The organism is Rhodococcus sp. 66b, from assembly GCF_002076325.1.
GTDB classification, from domain to species: Bacteria; Actinomycetota; Actinomycetes; order Mycobacteriales; family Mycobacteriaceae; genus Rhodococcus_F; species Rhodococcus_F erythropolis.
The window spans coordinates 150405-162939 of the sequence record NZ_MUZB01000007.1 but is presented as its reverse complement, the minus strand read 5'-3'; the positions used below and the strand labels follow the sequence as shown (position 1 = coordinate 162939).

Annotated in this window: 14 protein-coding genes and 4 tRNA genes; 14 read left to right on the top strand and 4 right to left on the bottom strand. The window is 63.6% G+C overall.

Annotated features, from left to right (window positions below):
• Positions 1-41: 41 nt before the first annotated feature.
• The gene (locus B0E55_RS15005; protein WP_080909967.1) at positions 42-869 is read right to left on the bottom strand and encodes a siderophore-interacting protein; all 828 of its coding nucleotides are present in this window, start codon (positions 867-869) and stop codon (positions 42-44) included.
• 58 nt (positions 870-927) lie between these two features.
• On the bottom strand, positions 928-1530 hold the full coding sequence (locus tag B0E55_RS15000; protein ID WP_021343457.1) for a flavin reductase family protein: 603 nt from the start codon (positions 1528-1530) through the stop codon (positions 928-930).
• A gap of 68 nt (positions 1531-1598) precedes the next feature.
• Between B0E55_RS15000 and menD the strand changes: the two genes are divergently transcribed.
• From menD to B0E55_RS14980, 4 genes are all read left to right on the top strand, one after another.
• A complete protein-coding gene (gene menD, locus B0E55_RS14995) occupies positions 1599-3212 on the top strand; it encodes a 2-succinyl-5-enolpyruvyl-6-hydroxy-3-cyclohexene-1-carboxylic-acid synthase (RefSeq protein ID WP_080909966.1) in 1614 nt (537 codons plus the stop codon).
• Positions 3209-3652 (top strand): DUF3592 domain-containing protein, encoded by a 444-nt coding sequence (locus B0E55_RS14990; protein WP_019744321.1) that lies wholly within the window; start codon positions 3209-3211, stop codon positions 3650-3652. Before menD ends, B0E55_RS14990 begins: the two co-directional genes overlap by 4 nt.
• A 68-nt stretch (positions 3653-3720) precedes the next feature.
• The gene (locus tag B0E55_RS14985; RefSeq protein ID WP_198538421.1) at positions 3721-4866 is read left to right on the top strand and encodes a glycosyltransferase family 4 protein; all 1146 of its coding nucleotides are present in this window, start codon (positions 3721-3723) and stop codon (positions 4864-4866) included.
• Positions 4867-4903: 37 nt separating this feature from the next.
• On the top strand, positions 4904-5602 hold the full coding sequence (locus tag B0E55_RS14980; protein ID WP_003941879.1) for a demethylmenaquinone methyltransferase: 699 nt from the start codon (positions 4904-4906) through the stop codon (positions 5600-5602).
• A 55-nt stretch (positions 5603-5657) separates the two neighbouring features.
• On the opposite strand, the gene B0E55_RS14975 is transcribed toward B0E55_RS14980, so the two are convergent.
• On the bottom strand, positions 5658-6920 hold the full coding sequence (locus B0E55_RS14975; RefSeq protein WP_370627643.1) for a geranylgeranyl reductase family protein: 1263 nt from the start codon (positions 6918-6920) through the stop codon (positions 5658-5660).
• Between the two features lie 104 nt (positions 6921-7024).
• Here B0E55_RS14975 and B0E55_RS14970 point away from each other — a divergent pair, with 104 nt between their 5' ends.
• Both B0E55_RS14970 and htpX read left to right on the top strand, forming a co-directional pair.
• Positions 7025-8074 carry a polyprenyl synthetase family protein gene (locus B0E55_RS14970; RefSeq protein WP_020906817.1) on the top strand — a complete coding sequence of 350 codons (1050 nt, stop codon included), beginning with the start codon at positions 7025-7027 and terminating at the stop codon, positions 8072-8074.
• Between the two features lie 135 nt (positions 8075-8209).
• Positions 8210-9073 (top strand): zinc metalloprotease HtpX, encoded by an 864-nt coding sequence (gene htpX, locus B0E55_RS14965; protein WP_029254860.1) that lies wholly within the window; start codon positions 8210-8212, stop codon positions 9071-9073.
• 70 nt (positions 9074-9143) lie between these two features.
• Here htpX and B0E55_RS14960 read toward each other — a convergent pair whose 3' ends face one another.
• Entirely contained in the window at positions 9144-9635 is a 492-nt protein-coding gene (locus tag B0E55_RS14960; RefSeq protein ID WP_003941854.1) for a YajQ family cyclic di-GMP-binding protein, read from the bottom strand.
• A gap of 224 nt (positions 9636-9859) precedes the next feature.
• Here B0E55_RS14960 and B0E55_RS14955 point away from each other — a divergent pair.
• The 8 genes from B0E55_RS14955 to secE all read left to right on the top strand — a co-directional run bounded on the left by B0E55_RS14955 (position 9860) and on the right by secE (position 12507).
• Positions 9860-9942: transfer RNA gene (locus tag B0E55_RS14955), tRNA-Tyr, on the top strand.
• Positions 9943-10253: 311 nt separating this feature from the next.
• Positions 10254-10326 (top strand) — tRNA-Thr (locus B0E55_RS14950).
• Positions 10327-10371: 45 nt separating this feature from the next.
• Positions 10372-10444, top strand: a tRNA-Met gene (locus tag B0E55_RS14945).
• A gap of 61 nt (positions 10445-10505) precedes the next feature.
• Positions 10506-10673: a 50S ribosomal protein L33 gene (gene rpmG, locus B0E55_RS14940; protein WP_003941903.1), complete on the top strand. Its 168-nt coding sequence runs from the start codon at positions 10506-10508 to the stop codon at positions 10671-10673.
• Between the two features lie 86 nt (positions 10674-10759).
• On the top strand, positions 10760-11314 hold the full coding sequence (hadA, locus tag B0E55_RS14935) for a (3R)-hydroxyacyl-ACP dehydratase subunit HadA (RefSeq protein WP_019744315.1): 555 nt from the start codon (positions 10760-10762) through the stop codon (positions 11312-11314).
• Positions 11301-11726 (top strand): (3R)-hydroxyacyl-ACP dehydratase subunit HadB, encoded by a 426-nt coding sequence (gene hadB / locus B0E55_RS14930; protein ID WP_003941909.1) that lies wholly within the window; start codon positions 11301-11303, stop codon positions 11724-11726. The genes hadA and hadB overlap by 14 nt, the downstream gene beginning before the upstream one ends.
• 173 nt (positions 11727-11899) lie before the next feature.
• Positions 11900-11972: transfer RNA gene (locus tag B0E55_RS14925), tRNA-Trp, on the top strand.
• A 31-nt stretch (positions 11973-12003) separates the two neighbouring features.
• Positions 12004-12507 (top strand): preprotein translocase subunit SecE, encoded by a 504-nt coding sequence (gene secE / locus B0E55_RS14920; RefSeq protein ID WP_020968963.1) that lies wholly within the window; start codon positions 12004-12006, stop codon positions 12505-12507.
• The last annotated feature ends 28 nt before the right edge of the window (positions 12508-12535 follow it).

The following is a 12535-nucleotide window of genomic DNA, read 5'->3' as shown; positions in this document are numbered from 1 at the left end:
CGGGAGATTCTCCCGGGCCGCTCGTTTTTTGCATTCGTTTGTCAGTGAGCCGAATGTCCGTGGCGCCAGAAGCCGGTGAAGGTGATGTCGGTCTTGGCGAACTTTCGGTCGTTCACGAGATGCCGACGCAGCCCGGTGGTGAGTGCCTGTTCGCCGGCGACAAACGTGTAGGACGGCCCCTCGGGCAGTTCGGCGGCGCGGACGGTCTCGAGGGTCAGAACACCCGGCGTTGCGTGTTCGTCCTCGCGAACGAGCCAATGCACGTTGACGTTCGCCAACTCCGGAATGTCTTGCTTGTCTTCGATGTTCGGAATCTCGACGAAGACCTCGGCACGCAGGTCTGCCGGCGCGGTTTCCAGAATGCCGATGATCGCCGGAAGTGCGCTCTCGTCGCCGACGAGCAGTTGCCACTTGGCTTCGGGTGTGGGGTTGTAGATGCAGCCTTCGTCCAAGAGTGCGACATTGTCGCCGGTCGACGCGATGTCCGCCCACGCGGATGCCGGGCCGATGTCGCCGTGATAGGCGAAGTCGATGTCGATCTCCGTGGTCTCACCGAAGAGACCGGATCCGGCAGCACGGTAGGCGCGAATCGTGTAGTTGCGCACGACCGGTCGCGTGTCCTTGGACATCAACAGGTACTGCGCGTACCAGAGATTGCTTGCCGCGCTCGGCAACCGGAGTTCGCTCTGGCCGACCTGCGGGATGAACATGCGGAACCACTGATCGGCACCCATCGGTGCGATGGTGGACAGCTCTTCGCCGGCAATGGTCACTCGGATGAAGCTCGGGCTGATTCGTTTGTTCGCCACGACCTGCGCCGACACGATACTGCGTGAGGCCGGTTTCACGAACTTGGCGCGCTTGGCCATGACTGGTTGCTCCCTGATTAGCTGTTACTCGTACCTAATCAGGTAACCCTAACCTGATTTACGGCCGGTGTGGAGTGGTGGGTCTGTCCTTTTCGACGACTTCGGGAGGAAGACCCCACTGCGCTCGGCCAAGTCGGCTCATCGGTGCGATTGCCGCGAAGTCCGGTAACCCGTCGTCGGCGACAGCCTCGGGACGTACTGCGACCGCGACCACATTTCCCATCACGACAAATGAATTACCGACCTCGATGACCTGGTGAAGCGTGCATTCGATGGCGATCGGGGAGTCGGCGACCCGGACGGGGCGAACCCGCTCGCTCGGTTCGCTACGGATGTTCAACTCGAGAAACTCGTCGGCCTCGGCGTCGTAGAAGGCCGAACTCTTGTTCACCACGTCTGCGAGCGTGGCGGTCGCCAGGTTGATCACGAATTCGCCGGTCGCTTCGATGTTGCGCAGACTGTCCTTGCGTCCGACCGACGTGAACTGCACGATCGGCGGCGCCGAACTTGCCACGGTGAAAAAGCTGTACGGAGCCAGATTGCCGACGCCGTCCGCCGACAGGGTGGACACCCAGGCAATCGGCCGGGGGACCACCGAAGCGGTGAGTAACTGATAGAACCGGCGGGGTTCGAGCTCGGCTGGATCGAAGAGTGTGCGCACCCACACATAATGCCGCTGTCCCCGCCCCTGGGCATGCTTGCACCCGAACATCTGACACTCTTGAAGGCGTGAATCCGTCCACTGCACAAGCCACAGCCGTCGTCGACGAACTGGTTCGTGGTGGCGTGCGTGAAGTCGTGCTGTGTCCAGGCTCTCGCAACGCGCCCCTCGCATTTGCCCTCCAGGCCGCCGATCTCGACGGCCGGTTGCGTCTGCACATGCGGATCGACGAGCGGACAGCAGGCTTTCTGGCACTCGGACTGGCAATCGCCGGGAAACGACCGGTCCCCATCGTGATGACCTCCGGGACCGCCGTCGCGAATCTCGGACCTGCTGTCCTCGAGGCCAACTACGCGCGAGTGCCGCTGGTGGTCCTGAGCGCCAACCGGCCTTACGAGATGCTCGGCACCGGCGCCAACCAGACCGTCGAGCAACTCGGGCTCTTCGGCAGTCAGGTTCGCGCAACCATCAGCCTGGGCTTGGCCGAGGACGATTCGACGCAGAACAGCCAGTGGCGCTCGGCGGTCTGCCGGGTCCTCGCCGCTGCCCGCGGAACCAGATCCGGAAACGCGGGTCCGGTGCATTTCGACATCCCGCTCCGAGAGCCGCTGGTGCCGGACGTGCACGTCCATGGCCCGGTTCCGGAGGGCCGTCCAGGCGGTGCAGCCTGGACCACCACGCAGAACGCGACGCTCGATGTTCCGGTCGATCTGGACCTCACCGCCGATACGGTGGTCATTTCCGGACACGGCAGCGCACTTCGGCCTGAGCTGGCCGGCATGCCGACGGTGGCCGAGCCGACGGCTCCGATGCACGGGATCGCACTGCATCCACTCGCGCTCTCACAACTCAAGCCCAAGCAGGCGATCATCACCGGCCGCCCGACGTTGCATCGTCAGGTCTCGAAGGTTTTGGCCGATCCGAGCGTCGACGTCTACGCGCTGACTACCGGGCCGCGCTGGCCGGACGTATCCGGCAACGTACTCGCCACCGGAACCAGAGCAGTGGTCACCGGGACTCCCGATCCCGCCTGGATCGCTCGATGCGCCGCGCTGACCGAACACGCCGAAACTGCCGTCCGCAAGCAACTCGACGCCCACCCCAAGGCCACCGGCCTGCACGTGGCAGCTGCCGTGATGGATGCACTCGCGGACGGCGACCAGCTTCTGCTCGGCGCCTCCAACCCCGTTCGCGACGCGGCCCTCGTGAGCTATCCCAAGCCCACTGTCCGGGTGCTGTCCAATCGCGGCGTCGCAGGTATCGACGGCACCGTCTCGGCGGCGGTCGGTGCCGCACTGGCATACGAGGGCGGCCGGACCGTCGCTCTCATGGGCGACCTGACCTTCCTGCACGACGCGTCCGGGCTGCTGATCGGGACCGGTGAGCCGAGGCCGAGCGACCTCACCATCGTCGTGGCCAACGACGACGGCGGCGGCATCTTCGAACTCCTCGAACAAGGCGACCCGCAGTATGCCGGCGTCTTCGAGCGAGTGTTCGGAACACCGCACGGCATGGACCTCGCTGCGCTGTGCGCGGCCTACCGCGTGCCGCACGCAGCCGTCACCGTCGACGCCCTGGCAACGACGCTGGCGCAACCCGCAAACGGCATTCGTGTGCTCGAAGTCGCGACAGATCGCAGTGGACTGCGCGAACTCCACGCTTCCGTGCGAGCACAGTTGTGACGCAAACGGTTCTGCGGCGCTTCCGCATCGGCGTACTCGTGGTTGCGGTCGGCATTTCGGTGCTCGCGGTGATCCTGGTTCTCGGTGCCTGGCGCAACGATCGGACCATCGAATCGAACATGGGGACCGCAACCGCCGAGGTGCTCTCGGCAGGCTCGCTACGTTCGGCGATCAGCTTCGTGACACCAGACGGCGCGAATCACAACCCTGAACTCGGCGTGCTCTACCCCACCAATCTGACTGTGGGACAACGCATCGAGGTGGAGTACTCCAAAGCCGACCCTGATTTGGTCCGGGTAGCGGGACGCAACGCGACGGTGGCGCTGATCCCGGCAGGATCGGTGATCGTCGTGACGTGGCTCCTGGCTGGACCGTCGATCTGGTACCTGCGCAAGCGGGAAGCGGGAGCTCCGGGATCGGCGTCGGTCGCTTCGAGTTAGTTCGCGCTTCGCCGGAACTTCACACGAACATGACGTGGACTTTTCCTGGCCCTGTCACCGTTCTCGGTGTGAGAGTAGCCATCGTTGCGGAGTCATTCCTGCCCAACATGAACGGCGTCACCAACTCGGTACTACGCGTGCTCGAACACCTCGATCGCACTGGCCACGACGCCATGGTCATTGCGCCGGACACTGTCGGATCCGACACCTCTGCCGCCACCGAACACGAAGGTGTTCAGGTGGTTCGGGTGCCCGCCGTCATGGTGCCCAAAGTCAGTTCACTCCCCGTCGGCCTGCCACAACCGCGTCTGACGACGGCCGTGCGGACCTTCGCGCCCGACGTCGTCCATCTGGCGTCGCCGTTCCTGCTCGGCGCCGGGGGAGTGGCCGTCGCCAAGCGGCTCGCGATACCCACCGTCGCGGTTTACCAGACCGACGTCGCCGGATTTGCCGAAAGCTACGGTCTCGGCGTCACCAGTCGCGCCGCGTGGGCGTGGACCCGTCGAATCCACAAGAGCTGCAACAGGACCCTTGCGCCATCCACGTCGGCAGTCGACGCCCTCGAAGAGCACGGCATTCCGCGCGTGCACCGATGGGCCCGCGGCGTCGACGCACAACGATTCGCGCCTTCGCGTCGTAGCTCGGCGTTGCGGCAGTCCTGGATCGGCGACAGCGACAGGTTGGTGGTCGGCTTCGTCGGTCGCCTCGCGCCCGAAAAGCACGTCGAGCGACTGGCCGTGCTGGCCGCCGATCCCAGCGTGCAGATCGTGATCGTCGGAGACGGTCCGGATCGCGAGAACCTACGACGACTGATGCCGAATGCGATCTTCACCGGACAACTCGGCGGTACCGCGCTGGCCGACGCCTATGCGAGCCTGGACGTATTCGTTCACCCCGGCGAGCACGAAACCTTCTGCCAGGCGGTTCAGGAAGCCCTCGCGAGCGGTGTACCTGTCGTCGGACCGGACGCCGGTGGCCCGCGTGACCTGATCTCGCATTGCCGCAACGGCTACCTCCTGCCGACGGACAGGTTCACCGAACTCCTGCCAAGCGCAGTCGACGCACTTCGTCAGCGTGATCTGCGGGTGCAGTTCGGCTCCGCAGCGAGGCGCTCGGTGCTGCACCGGACCTGGCCGGCAATCTGCGAAGAGTTGCTCCGTCACTACGAGGACGTGCAGGGCCTCGGGCGGCGAACGGGTGCCAGAGCAGCCTGAACGCCCTCGCTGCCCGAGGGTTGGTAGCGTTTCGGGTGTGGCCACTACACACGGAACCCGAGCAACTCTCGAGAAGCAACCGCACGAAGTCGCGTCGATGTTCGACGACGTCGCGGAGCGATACGACCTCACCAACACCGTGCTGTCCTTCGGCCAGGACAAGGGTTGGCGCAAGGCCACCCGCGAAGCCCTCGACCTCAAGCCGGGAGAGAAGGTACTCGACCTCGCCGCCGGCACCGGAGTCTCGACCGTCGAACTGGGGCGCTCCGGTGCCTGGTGCGTCGCCACCGATTTCTCCAAGGGAATGCTCAAGGCCGGAATCTCGCGCAAAGTTCCGATGGTCGCAGGTGACGCGATGTACCTGCCCTATGCCGACAACGTGTTCGATGCCGCGACGATTTCCTTCGGCCTGCGCAACGTCTCCGACTTCGAAGCCGGACTGCGCGAGATCGCCCGCGTCACCAAGCCGGGCGGACGTCTCGTCGTCAGCGAGTTCTCGACGCCCGTCTTCGGGCCCTTCCGCACGGTCTACATGGAGTACCTCATGAAGGCGCTCCCGCAGGTCGCACGCACCGTCAGCAGCAACCCCGACGCCTACGTCTACCTCGCCGAATCGATCCGCGCCTGGCCGACCCAGGAAGAGCTGGCACGCAAGATCGAGGCTGCCGGGTGGAAGAACGTCAAGTGGCGCAACCTCACCGGCGGCATCGTGGCGCTGCATTACGCCACTGCCTGAACTGCTGTGCGCCTTTATTAACCGCGGGCGGTTAATAAAGGCGCACAGCACTTGCTCAACCGAACAGCGGTCGGGAGTCGATCTTTCTCGACGCGGCCCCCGACGCACGCCATGCCTTCGCCGTCAGATCGGCGTCGGCGTCGGTGACGAGGTTCCCCATCACCCGAACGGCGACCGTCATCAGTGCCCGTGAGCGCATCGCGATCGGGCCCGAGGCGGGCAGGAATTGCGGAACCGTCAGCAGGCCTGCGAGCCGGCGCGCGACCGAGAACGCCTGCCCGTAATGCTCCCGAAGCACGGTCGGCCACAGCTCCGTGAGGTCGTCGGCGCCGAGCTGTTCGACCACCAGACGTCCGCCTTCGAGGCCGTAGTCGATGCCCTCACCGTTGAGCGGGTTCACGCACGCTGCGGCGTCGCCGATCACGGCCCAGTTGCGTCCGGCGATGTTGGAGACGGCGCCGCCCATGGGTAGCAAAGCCGAAGCGACGGAATGAATTTCGCTGCTCCACTGCCACTCGGTTCGGCGCTGGTCGGTGTACAAGTCGAGCAAGGGACGCAGAGCACCCGGCGCCGGACGCTTGGACGTCGCCAGTGTCCCGACGCCGATGTTCACCTCGCCGGTGCCGAGCGGGAAGATCCAGCCGTACCCCGCCTGCAACGTGCCCTCGGCGTCCCGCAGTTCCAGATGCGAGGTGATCCACGGGTCGGCGCTGCGCGGCGTCGCGACGTAAGCGCGTGCCGCGACGCCGTACGCGGTGTCCCGATGCCACTGCCGTCCCAGCTTCTTGCCGAGCGTCGAGCGAACGCCGTCGGCGATGATCAGCGTCCGGCAACGAAGAGTGCTGCGTCCCGAGGGGCCGGCGAGTACGACGGCGGCTACTCGATCACCGTCGAGTTCGACGTCGACGGCCTTGGTGCCCTCGACCATGACCGCGCCGGATTCGACGGCGCACCGGCGAATGGCGTCGTCGAGTTCGGTCCGGGGGATCGCACTGCCGATCGGCGGGAACGACGTCCCTGGCCACTCGAGTTCGAGTTCTTGTCCGAAGCCGGACAACCGCAGGCCCTTGTTCGTCGTATGTGACCGAACCCACTCGCCGAGGCCGAGGAGATCCAGTTCGGCCACGGCGCGCGGAGTGAGTCCATCACCACAGGTCTTGTCTCGCGGGAACACGGCAGCGTCCACCAGCACGACGTCTCGGCCGCTGCGGGCGGCCCAAGCCGCGGCCGAAGAACCCGCGGGACCTGCGCCGATGACCACAATGTCGGTTTCGGTCGGAAGCGAATCGACGACGGGGGACTGCTCTTCTACGGACACACTCACATCTTCCCAGGCTCGCGATCGCCACCGTGGCGAGGCCGTCCCGAGTGCGAACCGCTAGGTTCACTACCGTGGGAACCGAGCCGTCACTGACGACAGGAATGGGTACTGACATCGTGAGCACCGAAAAGACTGCTGCCGACGCAACCGCATCGAGCACCGTCGTTGCAGGCATCGACCTGGGCGACGAACAGCTCGCCGCAGTAGTGCGTGGTGGACTCTCCGATGTCGAGGAGTTGTTGGTCAGCGAGCTGTCCGACGGCGAAGACTTCCTCACCGAGGCCGCGCTGCATCTCGCGCGAGCCGGGGGAAAGCGCTTCCGTCCGTTGTTCACGATCCTGACCGCGCAACTCGGACCGGTGCCGAACGATCCGTCGATCATCACCGCAGCGACTGTCACCGAACTCGTTCACCTGGCGACGCTCTATCACGACGACGTCATGGACGAGGCGTCCATGCGGCGCGGAGCACCCAGCGCCAACGCCCGCTGGGGAAACAGCGTGGCGATCCTGGCCGGCGACTATCTGTTCGCGCACGCATCACGCCTGGTATCGACGCTCGGACCTGAAGCCGTTCGGATCATCGCCGAAACCTTCGCCGAACTGGTCACCGGCCAGATGCGCGAGACGATCGGCGTCAAGAAGGAACAGGATCCGGTCGAGCATTACCTCAAGGTCGTGTGGGAGAAGACCGGTTCGCTCATCGCTGCATCCGGACGATTCGGCGGCACCTTCTCCGGCGCCGACGCAGCTCACATCGAGCGTCTCGAGCGCCTGGGTGACGCCGTCGGCACCGCGTTCCAGATCTCCGACGACATCATCGACATCTCCTCCGTATCGGCGCAGTCCGGCAAGACTCCGGGCACCGACCTGCGCGAGGGTGTCCACACCCTGCCCGTCCTGTACGCGTTCCGCGAAGAGGGAGCCGACGCAGATCGCCTGCGGGAGCTGCTCGCGGGCCCGGTCACCGAAGACGCACTGGTAGAAGAAGCTCTCGAACTGCTCGAGCGTTCGCCGGGCATGGTCAAGGCGAAGGCAAAGCTGGGCGAGTACGCAGTCTCGGCAAAGGCCCAGTTGGCTGAGCTCCCGCAGGGACCGGCGAACGAAGCGCTTGTGCGCCTCGTGGACTACACGATCGAACGAGTCGGCTGACACACCTGGGGTGAAACCCTGACGACCCTGGGTGGGAACCCTGATGACCCTGTCCTTCGTTGACTGAACAGAACCGGTGCATACGCCGGGAGTTCGGGTGAGCCTTCGGCTCCAGCGAGGCAAGAGGTGAGCAGTTTGCACGGCTACGCGAACGGTGCGAAGACATTCGGGTTGTTGGTGGGGATGTCGGCGCTGATCGTCTTCATCGGCTCGCTGTTCAACAGCCCGTTCCTTCTGTGGGGATCCGTTCTGTTTGCCGTCGGCATGAATGCCTACGTGTACTTCAACAGCGACAAGCTGGCGCTTCGATCGATGCGCGCCCAGCCCATCACCGAGGTCGAGGCACCGGCGATCTACCGGATCGTGCGCGAACTCGCCACGACGGCGCACCAACCGATGCCCAGGCTGTACATCAGCCCCACGAACGCCCCGAACGCGTTTGCCACCGGTCGTAGCCCTCGGCACGCCGCGGTGTGCGTGACCAGCGGCATCATGCAGATCCTGAACGAACGCGAACTGCGCGCCGTACTCGGGCACGAACTCTCTCACGTCTACAACCGGGACATTTTGATCTCGTCCGTGGCCGGCGCGATGGCCAGCGTCATCTCGGGCCTGGCCAACTTCGCGATGTACGCGAGCATCTTCGGTGGCCGAGGGAACGGGCAGGGAAGTAATCCGATCGCCTTGCTGCTCGTCTCCCTACTGGGACCGATCGCGGCAACCGTGGTCAAGCTGGCCGTCTCGCGCTCTCGCGAGTATCAGGCTGATCAATCGGGAGCCGAGCTCACCGGTGACCCATTGGCGTTGGCGTCGGCGCTGCGCAAGCTCGAGTCGGGCGTGGCAGCCGCGCCGTTGCCGCCTGAGCCCAAGCTCGCGGCGCAGTCCCACCTGATGATTGCCAACCCCTTCAGAGCGGGGGACAAGGTGAGCAAGCTGTTCTCGACACATCCGCCCATGGCGGATCGTATCGAGCGTTTGGAGAAGATGGCCGGGATGTAGGGCCTTCGGCCCCTGTGCGCGGTTAGGTAGTCCCAGGACTCCTTAACCGCGCACAGGGGCGCAGCCCCTACTACCGGTAGTTCACGAACTGCAGGGCGATCCCGAAGTCCTCACCCTTGAGCAGGGAGATGACGCCCTGGAGGTCGTCGCGCTTCTTGCTGCTCACACGAAGTTCCTCACCCTGGATCTGCGCCTTGACGCCCTTGGGGCCCTCGTCGCGAATCTTCTTGGTGATCTTCTTCGCGTTCTCGCTGCTGATGCCCTGGACCAAGGTTCCGGACAGCTTGTAGATCTTTCCGGACTGCGCCGGCTCGCCGGCATCGAATGCCTTCAGCGAGATGTCACGACGGATCAACTTCTCCTTGAACACGTCGAGGGCGGCAAGCAGTCGCTCCTCGGTGTCGGCGTTCAACGTGATCGTCTCTTCACCAGACCACTCGATCGACGCTCCCGTGTTTCGGAAGTCGAAACGCGTGGTCAACTCCTTGGCAGCCTGATGCAGGGCGTTGTCCACCTCTTGACGGTCAACCTTGCTCACCACGTCGAAGGACGAATCAGCCACTTCACACTCCCGCTTTCCGGTAGTTCACGAACATCGAGTTCTGCCCACCTTCCATACCGGTGGACACCTCGACGTTATCGGGTCGGCACCGCCCGTTACCACCCGGTTTGCAAAATGGGGGTGTGTTCGTTGTATTCTTCTCACCGCACCGAGGAAGCCGTTTTCGGCCGCCGCACGTCGCGATATACTTGCGAATGCGCCGGATCGAAGCCTGGTGCAAGCACGGCAGATTGCCCGAGCGGCCAATGGGAGCGGACTGTAAATCCGTCGGCTTATGCCTACGTAGGTTCGAATCCTACATCTGCCACACCAAGTCAGCCCCGATTCTCTTTTCGAGAGTCGGGGCTGACTTTTTTGTGCTTGTTCCGAGGTCGGGTGCGCGTTGGTGACGCCGGCGTCGGCTGCGGCTCAGGGGTCTCGGGAGTGCTTCTTGGGATGGCTTCGGGGGAGTGCGGGGTCAAGTTGGTTCCCGCAAAGCCCTCGCCAGCGGCCCCGATCGGTGCAACAATGGGCTCCGGCACCATTTTTGCCCCGATGACCAGCGGATTTGGTGCTGGCGCTCGTTCGTGTGTAATCTTTCGGAGGCTTCAAGAGAGCGGCAACGCACTCCTGAGCCACGCCCCCTTAGCTCAGTCGGTAGAGCGTTTCCATGGTAAGGAAAAGGTCAACGGTTCGATTCCGTTAGGGGGCTCGCTGGATTGTGGTGCCGTGCTTTCCGCGCGACACTCGACACCGAGGCGGTGTAGCTCAGTTGGTAGAGCAAACGACTCATAATCGTTGCGTCGCCGGTTCAAGTCCGGTCACCGCTACACAATATGCATGATCCACCCTGATTGCTCGTAATCAGATACACCCGAAAGAAGGCATCCCGTGGCCTCCTCGACCGACGTTCGGCCCAAGATCACCTTGGCCTGCGAGGTATGCAAGCATCGCAACTACATCACCAAGAAGAATCGGCGCAACGACCCCGATCGCCTGGAGCTCAAGAAGTTCTGCCCCAACTGCGGAACCCATCAGTCGCATCGCGAGTCGAAGTAGTAAGTCCTTAACAGGACGACGATTTTCGCGGAAGACCCTCTCTGGGCCTGCGTCTTCGGGTCCTAGCTAGAAGAGAGTCTCACCGCGTGACAGATTTGCAAGAGAACCAGGCAGCGGCCGAGGTCCCTACGGACCCGGCCGCTCATGCCGTCCAGATGGTCGGTCACCACTATCGTGTCGAAGACTTCTACGAGGTCGGACGCGAGAAGGTGCGCGAGTTCGCTCGCGCCGTCCAGGACGCGCATCCTGCGCACTACGACGAATCGGCAGCCAAAGGCCTCGGATACGACGGCCTGATTGCTCCCATTACGTTCGTCGCCATCGTAGGTGCCATTGCTCAGCGACGTCTGTTCGAAGAGATCGTCACAGGCTACGACTTGAGTCAGATTCTTCAGACCGATCAGCGACTGGTGCTGCACAAGCCCATGCAGGTCGGTGACCGACTCTTCTGCGACGTTTTCCTGGATTCGTTCAGGCAGGCCGCAGGTAGCGACATCATCGTGACCAAGAACATCATCACCGATCAGAACGACGAAGCAGTTGTCACCACGTGGACAACGCTCGTTGCTCGAACGGGTGGGGAAGTGGACGAGAACATCGCCCACGCAGTCAAGGACGTGATGATGCATGTCGCTTCGTAAATTTTCCGACGTGAGTGTCGGCGAACTTCTCCCCGAGAAGTCCGTCACCCTGACGCGTGGAAACCTCGCCAACTACGCGGGTGTTTCGGGAGATCCCAATCCGATTCACTTCAGTGACGAGGTCGCACGACTTGCCGGCTTGCCGGACGTCGTCGCGCACGGCATGCTCTCCATGGGCATCGGTGCCGGCTACGTCACCGAATGGCTGGGGGATCCGGGTGCAGTGACCGAGTACAACGTACGGTTCACGAGCCCGGTGATCGTGGCAGCCGACAAGGCTGCCGAGATCGAGTTCACCGCCAAGGTGAAGTCGATCGACGAAGAAAGCAAGACCGCAGTACTGGCAATCGTGGCCAAGTCCGAAGGTAAGAAGATCTTCGGTCGTGCCACCGCCACGGTCCGTCTAGCCTGATCGCAGGGCGGATTGTGTTTGTTCCGGGGCTTTGAAGTACACTGAGATTTCTGGGATTCCTCAGCGCTGCGCGCTGCCCTGAATGTTGCAAGACATTCACCTCGGGTAGCGCGTATGTTGTGTGATCGCAGAACGGTTGATTCAGGCAGGGTCCACCTGTCGATGTCAACCAAAGGGGCGTAGCTCAACTGGCAGAGCAGCGGTCTCCAAAACCGCAGGTTGCAGGTTCAAGTCCTGTCGCCCCTGCCCCCGGATGCCAGCGACTGAGAGGAACGACGTGAGCGAGGAGCGCGCCAAGCGCGACGCCGACACTTCGGATGCGGAGACTTCAACGTCTGCCGATTCGACCGGTGTCGACGACACTGCAGCTGACGCGACTACGCGTTCCGATCTGTCGTTGGACAAGGACGGTGCCGAGAAGGCTCCCTCCGCATCCAGTGGGGTTTCCAACAAGCCGACCGGCAAGCGCGCTGCACGCGGCGCCTCGGTCAGTGCGTCCACCGTGAAGACTCCGGCCCGGACGGCATCCCGGACATCTTCGGCCAAGCCGACTGCAACGAACCCCGGCAAGAAGCCCAAGGCGAAGAAGGACAACATCTTCAAGCGCCTGCGCAAATTCTTCCGCGAGGTCATCGCAGAACTCCGTAAGGTCATCTGGCCGAACCGCAAGCAGATGATCACCTACACCAGCGTCGTGCTGACGTTCGTGGTCTTCATGGTCGCTTTCATCAGCGGCGTCGATATCGCTGTGATCAAGGGTGTCACCTGGCTGTTCGGCTGATCGCCGTAGCAGTCGGGCGTCTTTGCCT

Excerpts from the sequence above, each read along its gene's own strand:
- B0E55_RS15005 (WP_080909967.1), bottom strand. The coding sequence starts at position 869 with ATGGCCAAGCGCGCCAAGTTCGTGAAACCGGCCTCACGCAGTATCGTG.
- B0E55_RS14970 (WP_020906817.1), top strand. The coding sequence starts at position 7,025 with ATGGGTACTGACATCGTGAGCACCGAAAAGACTGCTGCCGACGCAACC.
- hadB (WP_003941909.1), top strand. The coding sequence starts at position 11,301 with ATGTCGCTTCGTAAATTTTCCGACGTGAGTGTCGGCGAACTTCTCCCC.